The sequence below is a fragment of the Natrinema hispanicum genome, assembly GCF_004217335.1.
Classification (GTDB): Archaea; Halobacteriota; Halobacteria; order Halobacteriales; family Natrialbaceae; genus Natrinema; species Natrinema hispanicum.
Genome location: NZ_SHMP01000007.1, coordinates 61219 through 78866, shown reverse-complemented (window position 1 = coordinate 78866; position 17648 = coordinate 61219). Strand labels below are relative to the sequence as shown.

Annotated in this window: 15 protein-coding genes and 3 pseudogenes; 11 read left to right on the top strand and 7 right to left on the bottom strand. The window is 54.3% G+C overall.

From position 1 onward, the window contains the following. Positions 1-459: 459 nt before the first annotated feature. Complete coding sequence (locus BDK88_RS16870; protein ID WP_130501438.1) at positions 460-1359, bottom strand: coiled-coil domain-containing protein; 900 nt, start codon at positions 1357-1359, stop codon at positions 460-462. A 509-nt stretch (positions 1360-1868) separates the two neighbouring features. On the opposite strand from BDK88_RS16870, the gene BDK88_RS16865 reads away from it, so the two are divergent. Next, entirely contained in the window at positions 1869-2423 is a 555-nt protein-coding gene (locus tag BDK88_RS16865) for a hypothetical protein (protein ID WP_092935802.1), read from the top strand. 54 nt (positions 2424-2477) lie between these two features. Here BDK88_RS16865 and BDK88_RS16860 read toward each other — a convergent pair whose 3' ends face one another. Then, positions 2478-3449 carry a transcription initiation factor IIB gene (locus tag BDK88_RS16860; RefSeq protein WP_130501437.1) on the bottom strand — a complete coding sequence of 324 codons (972 nt, stop codon included), beginning with the start codon at positions 3447-3449 and terminating at the stop codon, positions 2478-2480. 368 nt (positions 3450-3817) lie between these two features. On the opposite strand from BDK88_RS16860, the pseudogene BDK88_RS22355 reads away from it, so the two are divergent. The 3 genes and pseudogenes from BDK88_RS22355 to BDK88_RS16845 all read left to right on the top strand — a co-directional run. Further along, a pseudogene (locus tag BDK88_RS22355) lies at positions 3818-4099 on the top strand (hypothetical protein); the annotation flags it as partial. Positions 4100-4524: 425 nt separating this feature from the next. Next, positions 4525-4821, top strand: a complete 297-nt coding sequence (locus BDK88_RS16850; RefSeq protein ID WP_130501436.1) for a toxin-antitoxin system TumE family protein — start codon at positions 4525-4527, stop codon at positions 4819-4821. Between the two features lie 18 nt (positions 4822-4839). Then, on the top strand, positions 4840-5232 hold the full coding sequence (locus BDK88_RS16845; RefSeq protein WP_130501435.1) for an HVO_A0114 family putative DNA-binding protein: 393 nt from the start codon (positions 4840-4842) through the stop codon (positions 5230-5232). A gap of 188 nt (positions 5233-5420) precedes the next feature. Here the strand turns inward: BDK88_RS16845 and BDK88_RS22545 are convergent, their stop codons facing one another. Next, positions 5421-5798, bottom strand: a complete 378-nt coding sequence (locus BDK88_RS22545) for a DUF7351 domain-containing protein (RefSeq protein ID WP_449406708.1) — start codon at positions 5796-5798, stop codon at positions 5421-5423. Then, on the bottom strand, positions 5701-6309 hold the full coding sequence (locus BDK88_RS16840) for a DUF7351 domain-containing protein (RefSeq protein ID WP_207225311.1): 609 nt from the start codon (positions 6307-6309) through the stop codon (positions 5701-5703). Before BDK88_RS16840 ends, BDK88_RS22545 begins: the two co-directional genes overlap by 98 nt. 451 nt (positions 6310-6760) lie before the next feature. Between BDK88_RS16840 and BDK88_RS16835 the strand changes: the two genes are divergently transcribed. The 4 genes from BDK88_RS16835 (at position 6761) to BDK88_RS16820 (ending at position 10717) form a co-directional block, all read left to right on the top strand. Beyond that, positions 6761-7570, top strand: a complete 810-nt coding sequence (locus tag BDK88_RS16835; protein ID WP_092935794.1) for a DUF7847 domain-containing protein — start codon at positions 6761-6763, stop codon at positions 7568-7570. Between the two features lie 90 nt (positions 7571-7660). After that, on the top strand, positions 7661-8113 hold the full coding sequence (locus tag BDK88_RS16830; protein ID WP_092935792.1) for an ArsR/SmtB family transcription factor: 453 nt from the start codon (positions 7661-7663) through the stop codon (positions 8111-8113). Positions 8114-8334: 221 nt separating this feature from the next. Next, a complete protein-coding gene (locus BDK88_RS16825) occupies positions 8335-9015 on the top strand; it encodes a hypothetical protein (RefSeq protein WP_092935810.1) in 681 nt (226 codons plus the stop codon). A 397-nt stretch (positions 9016-9412) separates the two neighbouring features. Next, positions 9413-10717: an IS4 family transposase gene (locus tag BDK88_RS16820; protein WP_130501434.1), complete on the top strand. Its 1305-nt coding sequence runs from the start codon at positions 9413-9415 to the stop codon at positions 10715-10717. Between the two features lie 47 nt (positions 10718-10764). Here the strand turns inward: BDK88_RS16820 and BDK88_RS16815 are convergent. Next, positions 10765-11118, bottom strand: a pseudogene (locus tag BDK88_RS16815) (ISH3 family transposase); the annotation flags it as partial. A 766-nt stretch (positions 11119-11884) separates the two neighbouring features. Between BDK88_RS16815 and BDK88_RS16810 the strand changes: the two are divergent. Both BDK88_RS16810 and BDK88_RS16805 read left to right on the top strand, forming a co-directional pair. After that, a pseudogene (locus BDK88_RS16810) lies at positions 11885-12028 on the top strand (IS5/IS1182 family transposase); the annotation flags it as partial. Positions 12029-12086: 58 nt separating this feature from the next. Then, positions 12087-13079, top strand: a complete 993-nt coding sequence (locus BDK88_RS16805) for a transposase (RefSeq protein WP_092934805.1) — start codon at positions 12087-12089, stop codon at positions 13077-13079. Between the two features lie 176 nt (positions 13080-13255). Here the strand turns inward: BDK88_RS16805 and csg are convergent, their stop codons facing one another. Together csg and BDK88_RS16795 are read right to left on the bottom strand one after the other, a co-directional pair. Beyond that, on the bottom strand, positions 13256-15679 hold the full coding sequence (csg, locus tag BDK88_RS16800) for an HVO_2072 family ArtA-dependent S-layer glycoprotein (RefSeq protein ID WP_130501433.1): 2424 nt from the start codon (positions 15677-15679) through the stop codon (positions 13256-13258). 1105 nt (positions 15680-16784) lie between these two features. Beyond that, a complete protein-coding gene (locus BDK88_RS16795) occupies positions 16785-17198 on the bottom strand; it encodes a DUF7344 domain-containing protein (RefSeq protein WP_130501432.1) in 414 nt (137 codons plus the stop codon). A 152-nt stretch (positions 17199-17350) separates the two neighbouring features. Here BDK88_RS16795 and BDK88_RS16790 point away from each other — a divergent pair, with 152 nt between their 5' ends. Next, positions 17351-17569, top strand: a complete 219-nt coding sequence (locus BDK88_RS16790; RefSeq protein ID WP_092935418.1) for a hypothetical protein — start codon at positions 17351-17353, stop codon at positions 17567-17569. Positions 17570-17648 lie beyond the last annotated feature (79 nt).

Here is a 17648-nt window from a genome sequence, read left to right as displayed (position 1 = left end):
TGGAGACGAGTATTCGACACGGTCCGTGTGTCTGAGTTGTGCCTCTGACTGAGCGTGAGCGCTATCTCCCCACCGCCCATCTTCACGCCCAAGTCACTGTCTGTATCACAGCTATATCAGTCTTTATGACTTGGCACAATACTACACAATAATTCATTGTGGTCTGTTAAATTGGGTATCATCATACCAGTCCACGAGGTCATTGACATCCACCCCGAGAAGGGACGATCGCGTGCAGACCACAACTGAGCGGTCATGATCACACCCGTTGTGAGTGGGATCATAGCTATCACTGCAGAATGAGCGTTAGAGGGACAAACACTGTCTCTGAAAGGGAGGATCTTTTCCTACACCTGCAGCTAGCGATAGCGGCGACGTCGTCGAACGAAGACGACGACCAAATCCGTTCGTTTGCTCGTCAGAGAGATTCTCCCTCTCGGGATGGATTCAGCCGTTCTCTCACACCCCCGCCATGCTGGTTCGGGTCACAACGGGTGTGACGCCACCAGTGACCTGTCCATCCGAGTCGAGCAATTCGAGATGGTGATAGCGGGCCTCGAGCAGTCCCTCAGCAGTCTCGATGTCCATCGCGATGATCTCCGTCGGCGTCTGTTTCGCAGAAACACGACGCTCGGTGACATCGATGTCCGAACTTCCGAGCGCGACCATCTCGTCCCACACGCGTTTGAGTGTCTGTGCGTGGGGACGCGTTCCGAGGATTGCAGTGAGCGCATCCCGGACATCGTCTCGAGTCCAGAAAATGCCGCTCCCGTTCGTACGCTTGGTTGCGAACTCGTCCCAGCGCTTCATCACAAGGAGTGCCCGGAATCGGTTCTTCCGCGGTGTCCCCTGATCGACAAGGTGTGTTTTGACGCGGTGCTGGCGGCAGTTCGCAAGGAAGTCCAACGGACTGCTTGAGGGCTCGATGCCACCTGGCAGTTCCTCTGGATCTTCGCGGTCGAACGCAGTTTCACCGGTCTCAGCGATCGACTTGGCCTGCTCAGCGTTTGCGTTCGCAGTCTTTGCGATTTCCTTTGCTTGGTCAGCTGTCTCGTCGGTATCGGCAACCGACTCGGTGACCTCGTGGAGTTGACTGGCGATCTCCTTGCGGTTGCGATCGGCGCGGTTTTGTTCCTGCTGGAGTTCGTCGACACGCTCCTCGAGGCGGTCGATCGTCTGTGACTGCTCTTGGATGATGGTCCACATCTCTGCGCGACTCGGGAGGTCATCATCACCGTCGTCGGCCGTCGGATCAGTGCTGGTGTGCGTATCGACGCTGTCGAAGCCAAGAGCTGCGGCAACGTCGTGATCAGTGGGCGTTTCTGCGTCAACTGCGTCCGGATCTTTTCCAATTGTCATGGAGGGTCGTTGTAGTCGTGTACTGCTGGTTGTCGGTCGAGGCGCGATGCTGCTGGGGAGAGAGACAACTCTCGAAGGAGACGAGACGCCGTGCTGGACAGAGCCACAGCTCCTCGAGAGGCAAACTTTTATATCGATCCGGGTTGCAGGATTGAGTAGCCAACTCAGGGGGCGAATTGACGCCCCCGTTCCTGCAACCCAAACCGATGAGCGGCGGGTATATTCTCCTATCTTCTTGCCTCACTGATAGTCATGGATATCACTTAAAACTAGGAGTCCTCACTAGCGGCTCTTCCTCAGTATCGAACTACGGTAATCGCAAGCAGACTCACGCATCATCCCTGATAAAACCCGTGCCAGACCGTCGTCAACATGCATCGAGTGCCCATGACTATGACTGTCTCTGAGAACGATGGACGAGTGCCACTGAGACTGTCCGAGGCGTCTGGGTCCGTCTCCGGGGCGATACTGCTATGTGGCCCGCGTAGTCAGTCTATCGTATACAGAAGATGTCGACAGCTGAACAGGGAGTGGGTCGTGAGGCTAGATATACGCTGCTCACCGTATTCCTCGTCGGACTCCGACGCCGGAATCTAGGCGCAGTTGTCAATGCTGTCGTTGCGGCGATCGGCACATACCTTCCCACGTTCGTCACGCGTGCGTATGGTGTTAAACTCAAGCCGTGGCAGCGAGCCTATGTGAACACTGCAATGGTTACTCATGCTGTCGGCATGCTCGGTCCCTATGACGACGTCTGGTGGTGGGATCACCTTACACACGCACATTCCTCGTCGATTCTTGCCGGGATCGTCTATGTAGCCAGCCGCCGGAAGGATCGTGATCCTGGCCGACGGGTCGTTGCCGCTGTCATCAGTTTCGGGCTTGTCTGGGAAACCATCGAGTATGCTATTCACGCAACGGCGAAACGCTTTGATCTCGAGCCGATACTCGTCACGTACGGCCGAAAAGACACGTTCTTCGACATTGTCTTTGATCTGGTCGGCGCAGTACTCGTGCTTGTGTTCGGTGACCGTGTTCTCGGCGAGTTCGCGGCCAACGAGTAGCCGGTCTGGCAGCAGTCAGTCGTTTCGTAGCAGTGGTGTATTTCTTCCTCAGCCTCAGTGTAAGTTGAGACCCATCGCTTTGATCTGTTCTTGATACCGATTTCGGATGGTCACCTCAGTCACCTGTGCAACCTCAGCGACTTCTTTTTGAGTTTTCTTCTCGTTACAGAGGAGTGATGCCGCATAAATGGCTGCTGCCGCAAATCCCGTTGGCGACTTCCCTGAAAGCAGACCCTGTTCAGCAGACTCATCGATAATTTCGATCGCCTTCATCTTCACTTCTTCACTTACCTCGAGGTCAGAACAAAACCGTGGGACGTACTCTTTGGGGTCGGCTGGTTTCATTTCGAGGGAGAGTTCCTTGGCAATATAGCGATATGTACGCCCGATTTCTTTCTTCCCAACGCGAGAGACCTCAGTCACTTCGTCAAGACTCCGCGGAATCCCCTCTTGGCGACAGCCAGCGTAGAGACAACTCGTGGCGACGCCCTCGATAGACCGCCCACGAATCAAGTCATTGCTGAGCGCTTGTCGGTAGATCACCGATGAGACCTCTCGAACAGAACGGGGGACACCGAGTGACGACGCCATGCGATCAATTTCCGAAAGCGCAAACTGGAGGTTTCGTTCACCTGCATCCTTGGTTCGAATCCGTTCTTGCCACTTGCGCAGTCGATGCAACTGATTACGCTTCTTTGAGGAGATCGATCTTCCGTGTGCGTCCTTGTTTTTCCAGTCGATCTGGGTGGTCAACCCTTTGTCATGCATCGTCTGGGTTGTGGGTGCACCAACCCGGCTTTTGTTCTGCCGTTCGGCGTGATTGAACGCGCGCCATTCTGGACCGTGGTCGATATTTTGCTCTTCGATAACGAGGCCGCACTCCTCACAAATGATTTCGTTACTATCGTTGCTAGCAACGAGAGCGCCTGAATCGCATTCAGGACACGTCTGCTCTTCACTCTCATGTTCGTCGGCTTCCGTTACCGACATCTGGTCGCGTTCGCGCTGCTGCGTTGGCCGCACCATGAATGGACATTCTGACTACTCGTATGGCACTCCAATAATGATTTTGACCCATACTCAGACTCATTCAACTAACCATCCGTCTCAACGTCATCTAGAAATCGTCTCTGTAGGCATCAGTCAACTCACCCTGACATCAAGAGGTGGAACCGAACGAGGAGTCGTAAGATCGGTAGGCGACCCGAAGAAACCCTATTTTTCGAGTGAGAGAGTCACAGTTACTGGATCAACTGATCGACGACGCTCAAAAAGACATCAACAACGACCGATACTCCAAGAGAGGCCCGCTACCGCTACACAGCCGAGGGCTGAGGTTTAGCTAAAGACAGATGAAAACAGGACTGCTTTACTGATCCACCTCAAATACCTATAATCTCCGATTCAAGAAACTCGAAGAGTTGGACGTTGACCTCGTCGAACGGAAAGACGGAATCCAAATCCGACTAACCGAATTCGAGCTGGATATGCACTGGCGAGAGGCCCTCTCGGAGTACGCTAGTCTGCACGAAACACACTGTACGGAATTCGCTCAGGCAGTCCTCAAACGTGCTGAACGGGATTATCTACTCGATCAGCCAGGGCCAACGAAACAAGAGTTTATCACGTATCTGGAGGAAGGACTCGTCGAGCGAGACTTCAGGGAAATGTTCTGATCAGTCGCGAAGCTCTGCGACCGACTGACCGACCTCACGGACGTGTTCACTTCGCTCGAGGTCAAGTTCCTCGGCGAGGTAGTCAACTGTCTCTTTGAGGCACATACTGGAAGGAAGTCTGCCGAGCGGTATAAACCTAGTGCTGGAGCAGTTATTTTGTGCCGTCTCAAAGTGGTCTAGAGTTTCGCGTTGTGGGTGAGTAGACGGTCAGTAGTGCCTACCTCTAACGTTCTCTCAACTACGTGCACTCGGTGCACGCCATTCTAACGCAGTATCACTGTCTGTAGTAGGTGTCGCCGCGACTCTCAGCGCAAACTCGAGACGGCTTTGCAACGCGACCAAATGATCGTGGTCGCATATTCCTCAGGCTATGTTAGGGAGAACCCTAACGCTTATCGTGTTAGGACTCATACTAACAAACAGGGATGAGTGATGACGTCACAGTTGTTCGTGACGAGATTGAAGCCTATTCGGATGGTACTGTCGCCCGTGTCCGCGTACTTTCGGTGCCCGAGTCCGAGAAGTTTCCAGACGGCATCAAGTACGCCTTCCACTACGGCATCGCCGGCGCTGATGATCCAATCATCCGATTCGATAACCACCACGGAATTCACGAACTGCATCTTGACTCGGAGGTCTACGAGACCGACTATCCGGGACTACAGACGCTGTATCGTGCTTGGCGTTCGGCACTTCCGTTCGCCAAACGAACCGGCTGGTAATACACCGATCCCACACCCATGACCCAAACACTTCACGTCCGTATCAACTCATCGTCCGACCGTAGCGATCTCGAAGATACGCTTGCTGCTCTCGATGCTGGCGAGAGTGTCGACCCCAAGCCGTCGACGCTCTCGGTAGAGGACCTCGAGACGTTCGGTCGAATCTTTCGGTCGACGAATCTCAAACTCCTCGAGGCGATCGCTGATCATGAGCCAGACAGTATTCGTGAACTCGCGCGAATTGTCGGCCGTCATCCGCCAGAAGTCACTGAGAACGTGACCGAGCTTGCCGACTACGGACTCGTCGAACTCGAGCAAAACGGTCGCGCAAAGCGTCCGGTTGTGTGGTACGATGAGATCGATATCGACCTTCCCATCGGCCAGCACTCTCCCGATGTTGCACCAGCGTGATATCTTCCTCAGTTTTCGCTAATCACCGCAACCCACACTCACTGGCGTCTCTGGCAGCATCGTCGGATGCACCGATACATCCGGAACAGCAGCGTGCTTTCTGGCGCGGCTCGACATATCCGCGTAGCCGTCTCCACGATGGGAGACCAGAGTGAGGATGTTAGACAAACAGTCGACTTCGAGCGCTATCAACGTCGGTGATCGAGGACACTGCAGGTCTCGTCAAGATCGAAGACCACTTGGTTGTCTCTGAGTTCGACGACGATTCGAGCAGCCGGTGAGTCTCTTTCGGAAAGAGACACGTCACTCACTCGCGCCAGATCGTGTGGCCCGAGTTGAGCGTCCCGTGGTCCGAGCCCACAGTTGGCGTATAGCGTCTCGACGGCAGGGTGACCGAGAATCGTGTGTGCGATCGGGATCGGATACGACAACCAGCAAATGTCACATGCTGCAGTCGCGTACGGTACATCATCGAGGAGGTACGTGTCCGGGACGGAGTCGCGAGGAAACGACAAATTGGCAGTTCCCCAGCAGTGTGGACAGACACCCTCCCGAAGCAGTCGCACGTCGCAAGCGTGTTTCCGTAGCGAGCAGTCGATGACTTCGTCTATCAGTCCGGCTCCGGACCGCCCGTGGAGGCGTGGGATACGCGACCGCAGCACCATGCTCAGGACAGCCGACGTACAGCTGGTGGTTCCGGTAGGTCGCGACGAGCGCTTGATCACAGTGCAGGCACTCACAGTTTATTTCTCGGTGCTCGATGTCGCTCTCCTCGTCGCCAGCTCTAGCTTCGCCGTATGTGCCCGCCCGAATCGCGGCCACGATTTCGAGAGCCGCCACTCGTGGCAGATACCGCCCATCGACTTTGCGGACGAACTCGTCTTGGAGTTCGGTGAGGTGATAACTGAAGCGGCTCGTGTCGTTCACACCGACCTGCGTGCGCAACTCTGAGAAGGTGGGCCACTCAGACGACCATGCCTCGTCGTATCGGTCCGCGAGCGCGAAGAGGATGCGAACGCAGGTCTCGTCAGTCAACACCGCGTAAGCCGCTTCCCGTGTACTGTCCTCGTCCGTCATACTCTGGATACCTGATTTCTGCCCCGTACGTATTCCGGCCAGACCTGTCAGCCTCTCAACTTAATTCCATTGAGATAACACTTACAACCGATCCAGTACAGTCACCATTCGTCTTTAGCTAAGACTGATAGTAATATTCAAAGTTTAGACTATAACTAAAGGTATTGGGGAGGACAATTCCAGCCGGTGAGACGCTGTTAATCGTGAAACCAGGCGATAAGAAACGCTAAGATTGGTGTCTTCGGCGTTTTGTCGAGGTGTCCGAGCGAAATTCGACCACAGATCACGGCTAAATAGAAGTACTGTGAGTATTAGCTAAAGACAGATGGAACCAATGACTTAAATCAAAGTGGTTTCCACTAAAGTAGCGGATCCAGACAGTTCAAACGGTTAAATCTGATTTTGATACTACGTTCGACCTAATACGCGATGGGAGTAAATCGTGGATACGATGGTACTAGTCTCTGCATTCAAAGATGGATTCGCTGCCCTTCGAACGAATCCGATCCTGCTCGTCGCCGGCCTCCTCGTCGGGGCCGGAAGCCAACTACAGTACGTTGAGCACCTGAACGAATCACCGTTGCTTTCCGTAGGTGCACCGCTCGCGTGGTTGATTGTCTTCCCGTTCGTTCTCGGTGGCTTCATCGAAACCGCCCGAGCTGCGATCGAAGGAACAAACACGTCAGCCACACAATTTGTTACTGCAGCGAGGACACATTACTTCCGACTTCTACTCGGAACTGTGTTGTTCGTGCTTATTGTCCTCGGAACTGCCATCGGACTCGGACTCATCGGATTCGTTCTCGGTATCGGATTAATACCACTCGCTGCGATACACGAGATGGCCGCCTTCGCTGCAGGCGTCGGTTCTCTGCTCGTCTGGCTGTTGTCCGTCCTCGTCGTCATTATGTTCGTACAGTTTTATGATGCCGCAATTGTCATTGAAGACCAGAGCGTTACTGATTCCTTCCGGAGAAGTATCGCTCTCGTTCGCTCGAACCTCAAAAGCGTCACCGGATTCTCGCTTGTGTGGGTCATCCTGTTGAACGCCTTCTCTATCCCCGAGTACCTGCTCCAGTTGACATTGACGGAAACCGGGCCTGCTGACGTATTACCGATCGATCTCGGTGTTCCAATAGCTGTCCTACTCCCGATCGGAATTGTCCTGTCGGCAGTTGGCTTCGCGTACATCTATACAGTGTACACAGCGTACTACCTACGATTGATCGCTGATTCACCTATCTCCACGGTATCAGAATAACCATTTATCAGTAACTACATACGATGATTTCGAACGGCCACAGATCAGAATAGATCTCAACGACTCACCCCACAACACTCAACAGCAACTATGTCACGACTCCTTCCGACACAAACAGACGCCGCCGTTGAACGAAGTGATAATCCCGCCGTCCTGAGTCTCGACGACGACGCGATGCGAAACGTGATCGAAGCGTTGTCTTCCGAGACCGCCTACGAAATCTTCCAGTTGCTTAATGAGACGCCAGCGACGCCAGCACGGATCGCGGAACAACTCGACCAGAGCGTGCAAAACGTACATTATCACCTGACAAACCTCGAATCGGCCGGAGTGATCAAAGTCACCGATACCTGCTATTCCGAAAAAGGCCGTGAGATGAGCGTGTTCGTTGTCTCTGAAGACCCAACGCTGCTCTTCCTCGGCACCGAGGATGACCGGCCGAGTCTCAAACGCGCGTTCAAGTCTTTCGCCTCGCTACTCGGCCCCCCATCGATTTTGCTTGCAGTCGGCGAATCTATCTCTCAATTCGTCACTGGCGAATGAGCAAACACACCGATTCAGCGATCCAAAGCACTTCTACCGTCAACGGCATAATCACGTGAGACATGCCACCGGCAATCAAATCTCGAAACGATATGGATGAGTGTGGCTGTCTCGAATGTCGAAACATTAAGACGAAGACCACTAATCGGACCGTCCTCGACGCGCTCGTCTGGTCCGTTCGCTTGTTTCGATCTTATCCGTCGATCGTTGCCTTCGCAAGCGTGATCATCCTCGTCAACCGACTTCTCGAGACGGACAGCATCAACGTGCTCCCGCTACCCGTAATCGGCGTGCTTGAGACTCTAACGGCGTTCGCGTTCGTCTTCTTGATTCGAGCCTACGTGGGAACGATTGTCGCCGGAGAACTGACTGGCAACCCTGTCACGATACGTGAGGGGCTGCATCGATGTATTGCTCGGATTCCAGCGTTAGTTGGCGTTATCCTTCTACTCATATTTTTTATCATGACGATCCCATTCCTCTTATCTCTTCCACTACTCGTTCTTGTCGGTGTTATCCTAAGCAATCCAGTAGAGATGGTCGGCTTTCCCGTCGCAGCGGCGACCGTTGGGATCGTCTTTGCCGTGCCGTTTCTTCTCCTTTTGTTCAAGCTCTGGTTCGCACCGGAAGCCTGCGTTATCGGCCAGTACGGGCCTATCGAATCACTACGGGTTAGCTGGCGCCTCACGACGAACTACCGACGAAAATTCTTGCTCATCGTCGTAATCACCATTGGTAGTGCACTCAGCATTTATATACCAACAGTTCTCCCTGAGCTAGGTACGGGATTGGCTCTGGTGCCTCCTGTTTTGGATGCGATCTCATCGAGTGTCGGTGAACTGCTCTCTATCGTGTGGGCAGGCGCATACGCGCACATCTACGTCCAGGGGATCGTTTCGTGAACCGGGACTCGTGCCGGAAATTCAAAATTGGACAGGCCGTCCTCGAAGCCTACGCCCTCAAATATTAGCCAGTGGAAATGTGTAATTATAGTAACTATATTGTGACGAGGGAGTTGCCGTTTGACACACCTCCACTCGGCAGACAGCCCACACTCCCTCTTATCGAAGTGTCGGAGACCGATACGAGAAGTCAACCTAGGTGAGGCAGACTCTCTTTTATCGTTCGGCAGGAGTTCAAGCTAACAGAACCGGGCTCCTCGAGTGGCTACGTCTCACGGACGGGAGATACTATTGAATAGTCATCATTCGTGTCATGCGTCTTTAGCTAAGCGAGAAACCACGTGACAGCAGCGGCTTATCGAGACATCTTTTCGAGAGGATTGAGGAGGGTGCAAGTATGCACCAAGCTCCCTCCTCAAGTCAGATTGAACGTCGACTCACTACCCTCTTTCCCTCTGGTGCTCTGGAAGATCACGCCGAGGCAGTCGGCGTGATCGAACGGGAGGGAAAGTTCCAGATTCCGCCGCTCGTCTGGTCGTTTGCGTTCGGCTTCGCCACCGGCGAGAGCCGAACGCTCGCAGCGTTCCGTCGGAGCTATAACTCCACAGCCGATGAATCGTTGTCCCCTGGAGGCTACTACCAGCGATTAACGCCGTTGTTGGCCGAGTATCTCCGCGACCTCGTCGAGTATGGGCTCGACGAGGTCGCTGTCCCGCACACTATGACCGATAAGTTCGACCGGTTCAGAGACGTGATGATTGCTGATGGGACGGTATTGCGACTGCACCAGTTCCTCTCTGATGAGTTCGAAGGGCGCAAAGAGGAGCAGGCTGGAGCACGGCTCCACCTGCTCCATAACCCGTGCGATCAGACACTAGAACGGTTCAGCATTACCGATGAGAAAGCGCACGACAGCACCGAGTTCAACACCGGATCATGGCTAGAACAGCGGTTGGTACTGTTCGACCAGGCGTACTTCAAGTACCGGCGGTTCGCGTTGATCGATGAGAACGATGGCTACTTTGTGAGTCGGTTGAAACCCGACGCAAATCCGGTTATAACGGACGAATTACGGGAATGGTGTGGCCACACCATTCCCTTGGAAGGGAAGCAGATCCATGATGTCGTTGACGATCTCCACCGGAAGTACATCGATGTCGAGGTCGAAGTCGAGTTCAAGCGAGGGAAGTACAACGGAACGCGTTCACAGGACACCAAGCAGTTCCGTGTCGTCGGTGTCCGTAATGAGGACACCGACGACTACCATCTTTACATCACAAATCTCACGCGAAAAGAGTTCTTTCCGAAGGATTTGGCGACAATCTATCGGTGTCGATGGACTGTTGAACGGTTATTTCGGGAGCTCAAGACGCAGTATAAACTAGATGAGTTCGATACTACGAAAGAGCATATCGTGAAGATTCTGGTGTATGCGGCGCTGTTATCGCTGTTAGTGAGTCGTGAGTTGCTGGCGCTGGTTACAGAGTGCGCCGAAGACGAAGCTGTCTTTCCACCGGGGCGCTGGGCGGCGACCTTCCGGTCGCACGCCCAGCTCATTCTCAACAAACTGACCGAGTACCTCGGTTATTCACCGCCACCACTGCTGGAGCGGCTGATTGAAGATGCACAAAAGATCCACCAACAACGACCAGTACTGCAAGAGACACTCGCTACCGCCACACAACCGAGGATGGAGGCTTAGCTAAAGACGCATGTCATTCGTGTTCGCTCGTTAACCGAACACGGATGGTGGTAGGGGTTATCGGCGAAGTCAATGGAGATGATCCTCGACCGATCAGGTTCGAAATCGTCATCGCTACCTGCCTGAGAAGGCGGTTAGCAACCCGCTCAAGCCACTCTCGGTTGAGCGTATGTTGTACAGGCCATGACAGTATCGTCACAGACAGCGTTGTCGTTGTCCTTGCACGTCTCCTAGATGGACGTCTGATTGACTGCTGCAAGAATGACAACAGCCCAGATATCGCCGGGATCGAGGGGCGAGCCCTCGATCCCTGGCAAAGGGAGTTGGCAGATGACGTCTTCCGCTAAATCTTTCACGTCCGAGTCCGAAAGAACACCGTCTGGCTGAGGGATATTGAACACGTTCTCTCAACTAGATATTTTCCTCATGAAATCAACGCTTTAGCTCCAGCTCACACCAGTCGGGAAGTACCGATGTTACCGTTGACTGGCAGTTCACAGCGGAGGATGCTCGAACGAAGCTTTACCCTCTATCCGACTATTGAGGAGGCTGAGAACTAGTTACTCGACGTTTGGGACGGTACTTAGCGGTGGGGTGAGGAATGCAGTGTTACCGACCGCTCAAGAGCAAGATTTCAAGCGGTTCTATAATTTCGAGTGAACGGAGAACCCCCTGGAGAGGAGTGGGTGATGTCTCAGCCAGGGAGAGAGGAGGCGGTGACTGGTGAACCGCCCTGAAAGGGCAATTCGGACGCCTCCCGTTGAATGTGGATATTGTGGTTACAAAAACACCGCGATGGCCATCCGGCACTTCGATATGGGGGAGGTGGACCGTCTGATTGGGTGGTTAGTGGTGTGTCAAGCGGCGACCTCCCCAGTATAAACTGGGGGATTGTACTCAGAAAAATCTAGCGTGGTATTTTCTCCATTCGATAAACCTGTTTTGTTGGCTTTGACTGAGGGAGACTCTATGAGAATCCCGCTGAAATACCTGGAGCGTGAAGTAAGTGTAGCCTCAAGCGTGAACGGCCTATCTTACCGTAAAGAGACTCGATTAGTTGTTCATGCTTCCAGAAGATTACACAACAATCGGCTGCGTTGAATCACTAGACGGCGTCGGGGAAGGTCAGTAAATCGAAGGAGTTGAAGCGGGAAAATTTGGTTGTCCATGACGCAAATCTCCCGCTTCACCGAGCGTTGCGTCTCGATTGCACAAAGAGTTACGGGTGAACGAGGCGAATCCGCCGCCCCGACTGGTGGCGGCGGATTCGCCGACTATGCCCTCATTTCGCTGCATTGTCTCCGGATTTACCACAGAGGGTGTCATAGAACGAGTGGCGCACCAAAGAGCAGGGTGAACGCTGTGGTGGATGAGCCCAGCGACCCTGCAAGAGCATTCTTCGGTAGAGACGTTCTTCAATGTCGTGGAGACAGAGACGCTCGCGTTGTTTGAGCACCTCTCATTCGAGTTTCTCGAAGAGTTCGACGTGTTCGCCCCGGCGGAGACGGGGCGAACACGAGATCACGAGCCACCAGAGCTGATGTGTGGCTTCCTCCATTGCTACTACAAAGACATCTACGGCATTCGTCCCGTTGAACGAGAGCTTCAGAATACAGTTGTCTGGCTCAGTTGTGGCTTCGATCGACCGCCGTCGAGAGACGCGGTCGATCGCTTTCTCACCGATCTCGAACACGTCGTTGACGAAATCTTTGACCACCTCGTCGAGCAGGCCGCCCGCCGCGGCCTGCTTGACTTGACCTACTGCATCGATTCGACTGACGTGAGAACAATGCCAGCCGATCAAGATGCGTCGAAATGCTACGATCCAACCGCCGAAGAATACTACTCCGGCTACGGCTGTACGATCGTCTCGACCGGACAAAAGATCCCTATCGCCGCGGAATTCACCGAGAGCAAACAAGCACCAGAAGAGACGGCGATGCGCGTCACGCGTGACGCGCTCGCCGTCGAACAGCCGATCTGGATGGTCGGTGATAGTGCCTACGACACGCTTGACTGGCACGACCACCTGCTGACCGCAGGGGTCGTGCCAGTCGCTCCGTACAACGCACGAAACACTGACGACCCGAAAGACATCGAGTACAGGGTCGAAGACCGCATCACCGAGCACAGTAAGGATGTTCAGCTGAAGCAGTCGACGTTAGACGAGACGTACAACCGCCGTACAGGAGTCGAACGAACCAACAATGCAGTCAAGGACTGCGGCCTCGGGCACGTTCGAACCCGAGGCCGCGTCCATGCACGAGCGCAGGTGTTTCTTGCTCTATGTCTCCGTCTCGTCGTTGCGATCACCAATTATGAACGTGGAGACAATCCAGGAAGTACCGTGATCTCGGTGTGAGAAGACTTCTATGACACCCTCGTCAAGCCCACTATAGGCAAGGAATTCGTTGGAGCGGTGTATCCCCTTCCTCAGCGAGCGAAGCGGGCAGAAAGGGAGCTTACCGATCTCAATTACAGTTGAAAGAAAACGGAATTCTGCAAGGTCTGGGCGGAGTACCCAGTAGTTAGTTAGTCTTAATTGTCGCGGCGGAGCGCGAACAGTGCAGCGCCGAGGAGCGCGACGAGGGCGACGCCGACACCGAAGCCGGGCGTGCCGTCGTCGGAGCTACCGGTGTCATCGGAGCTACCGGTGTCATCGGAGCTACCGGTGTCATCGGAGCTACCGGTGTCGTCGGAGCTACCGGTGTCGTCGGAGCTACCGGTGTCGTCGGAGCTACCGGTGTCGTCGGAGCTACCGGTGTCGTCGGAACCATCGGAGCCGTCAGAGCCGTCGGAACCATCGGAGCCGTCGGAGCCATCGTCATCGTCGACTTCTTCGACGATTTCGAGATCAGCTCGGTCGGTGGTTTCGCCGTCGTCGGACTCGATCGTGTAGTTCCCGACGTCGAGATCCTCGGTGCTGACTTCAAGGGTCCACTGACCGTCAGTGCCCCACTCGTCAGTGCTGGTGATCGTCTGCGAGTTATCTGCGTCGTTCAGGACCTCAACCGTGATGGTGTTGTCCTCAGGCTGGAGGTTGGTCTCACCTTCGACAACGACCGTACCGTCGGACGGGACGGGATTGATTCCGTCGGCTTCCTCGCCTTCGGGGTAGATCGATTCAATCGTGGTCGAAGCGTCGGTGTAGCGGAAGTTCTCCATGACCATGCGGTCGTCGCTGGCGGTTTCGTCGACAGTCTCACTAGCGATGCTTTCACGAAGTTGTTCGCCAGTCAGACCATCAAGGTTGTTGACCCAGGTTTCGAAGTCATCGTCGCCGGAGAAGGTACCGTCGCCGTACATATCGTCACGGCCATTCGAGATGACGTGTGCAGAGACCTTACCCTGCGAGAGGGCAGCGAGACTCACATCTTCTTCTTCGAAGGTACCGTCATCCTCAACGGAGACTTCCTGGACCATCGTGTTGCCACGTTCGTCAACGAAGACGAGGACAACGTGGTCCTGACCACTTGCCGTACCGCTCACGTCGATGTTACTGTCGACGTCTTGGGAAATCTCCCCGTTGATGGTTTCGAAGTCAGCAGTCAGGTCGCCTGCGACCACAGAAATCGACTCGGTGGCGCTGGTACCCTGGTTGAACTCCGTAGTCGTGAGAGTCTCGCTCGTCGCATCGGACTGAGCGATGATACCAAGACGGTACGTACCGGGCAGACTCAGAATGTCCGAGCCACCCGTGTCACGGTTGGAGAGAACGACGTCTTCCTCTTCGAAGGTGTCGTCGGACTCAACATCGATTCCGTCCATGACGCGTTCCCAGTCGCCGTTATCGCGAGCGTAGACCGCAACCTTGTCGGTACCCGCTGCGCTCCCGTTGATGTCGACTTCTTCACCGACAACGTAGGTTCCTTCTGGGCTGTCGATCGTGACGTCGCCTTCCTCAACGTCGAGGGTGGTGTCGTCTTCCGAGTCTTCACTGTCGATGTCTGCAACGGACACACCGTTTTTGTAGACCTCAACGTCGACTGAGGAATCATCGAGGTACTGGCTTTCGATCGAGCCGACAGCAGTCGTACCGTCCATCTCGACGATAGCGTACGCAACACCGCTGTCGCTGTCGAAGCCGACCTCTTCCGTGTCGTCAACGTTTCGGAAGATGGTCTCTTTCTCGTCGTCTGTGATACCGTCACGGAAGTCGGAGCTGTCGATTGTCACAACGTGGGTCTGGCCGTCAGTCCCACCGGTGACGGTGTACTGGATGTCGTCACCGCGGACAGCGGAGTCGTTGGCCAGTTCGATGCCGAGATCCTCGTCGTTAGTCAGGGTGACCGTCGTGGTCTCGGAAGCGCTACCGAAGTCAAGGTTCTCCGTCCCTTCTGCCGTAATCGTGTAGTCACCGGTGTCCGAGCTGGAGAGGTCAATCATGATGCCATTACCGCTTGTGTCGATCAGTGCATCCTCGCTTTCGAGGACCTCGGCGGTGACATCCGAACCGCTCTCGTCCGTAATCTCGATTTCGACAGGCTCAGCCTGCTCGAAATTGTACTTGACGTTGATTCTCATGTGCTCCGCATCTTCAGTCGAAATGCTGGAGCCGTCAACATCATCCGAGATAACGTTACCATCGGAGTCCAGGTTATAGACGGTGATATCCGCGACTCGTGGCTGTGTAACCGTCACGGATTTGTCGTTGCTGCCCGTGTAGATACCAGTTTCCTGATCTTCCGGAATCCGGAGGTTGGTGTCGAGGGTCTGGCCCTCAGCGCCACCACTCTCGGCACCGGTCAGCGTCGTCGAGAAGCCGTCAGCGAAGGTAAGGTCATCCTCGCCCTGGTAGATTGTGTCTCCATCTTCTACAACAATACCATCTTCATATCGATTGTTCTCTGCCGCCGCTGCGCCGCCCACAAACGCTGCGGACATCGCAACGACAGAGAGGACCATCATCGCGGCCAGGAACACTGCACGTCCCTTCTCACGATAGGTGGTTTCGTTTGTCATTTATTTTATGTGTTTGGTTGGGTTGGTTTGCGCACGATCATGGAGGTGGCTGCATTCGGCCGACAACACAGTTCGATATTGCTACTGCATTTCACCGAGCAGCCTCCCGGGATAGGGGTACCCGGAACTACATTCTGGCTGGGCCATAAGTCTTGTGTATTTACATAATTTCGAATTGAGGTATCTATTTCTAGCGTGTGCGCACTTCTAGACCTCTAAAACCAGATCTAGCAAACCCATGTATGCTAGAAGTAATTTCAGTATCAAAAGACTAATTAGAATTCTGCAACTTTATCGCCTGTGGGGAAACCCACACCACACTGTGCGTCCCAATTAGGGATGCCTGTCATGGACCGCTCGAGGGACGGGTGATCTCTTGGGTAGGGACTAGAGTTTTTCCGTCCCCGTGCGGTTTTCAACTGAAGCGGTAGCGCGGAGTCTCCATTCCCAAGGAATGAGGGAAGTCGTTCGAAAGACAGGAAATCTTTCGTGATAACGAAAATCGAAGATTGTCGAACCACGAATAAGTAGGGAGGGGAGATGCGTGTTCGTTTAAATACGGAGATGCAAGCCAACAGAAGCAGGCTGATCGAGTATCGATTGGGGTGGTAGTGGACGGAAGTAGGGGAGTCACATCTCCCATGTTATAGGGCTACCAATTAGTGTCTGAGCCGATGGGAGCCCACCACCCCATTCTGATAGGGGTCAGTGAAGTACCGCGGGGGCAAGCCCCGCGGCTTCACCGTTTTGACCGCACGTCCCGAAACGGGCCGTGCGGTCGCAGGCGAGTTTAATTCCCCTCGGACTTCCCATGACGAGTCGTCTGGAATTAATACCCGAACGCTCGGTGCGTCCGTGAGGGTCGGCCGCTCCACCACGGCCCGACAACTCCCGTCTCACCACGCCAAAGACGCGGGTTTTGAGAGGAGTCGCATTCCTCGCAACTGCCGGCAGTTGCTTCGGATTAAGGTCTTTAATCCATGTCGCAACTGTACTCTCCAATACGGTGGTATCCATCATATAGATTACGCGATTCACCCTCGGGGTCAAGCCCCGAGGCACTCTCGCTGTATCTCTGTAGATTAGTTCATAGGAAACCGAGTAGCTATTCTCGCAGGATTTGAACCACTCGCTTAAGACGGGTTAGAAGTGACTCTTTCTCATCGTTCTGACGCACTTTCAACGCCGTCTGGTAGTGTCGGTAGGCTCTCTCGAAGCGCTCGCCTTTGATGATCGTGTTGCCCTCGCGTCGAATCACGTTGGTGTCCTCGAGCACGTCGAGGTGGGTCTGCTGGAGCGCGACATAGACATTGTGCCGGTCCGTCGAGCGGTCTAAGCCGTCGATCAGTGCCCCGTGTTCTAATTCCGTTACTCGAGTCACCAACTCGCCTTTGTCAATCTGACCGTGATCGGCGAGCACATCGAGGACGTACCGGCGGCGGGCGTTTTTCAGCGCCGTGAAAATCTCGCCGTCTGTCTCGTCGAACGCTTGCGCGGGGCTCGGAGTGGTTGGCGACATAACATAATCATGCATGGGATATTCAAAAAAAACTAGCGGATCAGTGGGTGCCCCTTCGCATGTCAGTAGTTCATGTAGACTGTCTACCCCAATCCTACTCAAAACCGCCTGTCCTCGATAGATTAAACACCGACGTAACGGAATACTACTACGTGGCTGACCTTGAACTCGACTTCGACGACGACATGATCGCTGTCGACGACCACGACCGTCAACAGCGGCTCATGGCAGCCCACGACGGCGACGAGTGGACTATCTTCGAGGGGCCGATCGACGGGCCACACGCCCTCTCGAAACGGGGCAGCGTCGAGACAGCGAATCAGGTCCTCGTTGCTGCATTACAGTGGGTCGCTGAGAACGACGACATGTGAGAGTAGCACTTTTTTATCAAAAAGGTAGATAGCTATTTAATAAATATAAGCCAGACGTGTTTCCTATAGTTGACATCAA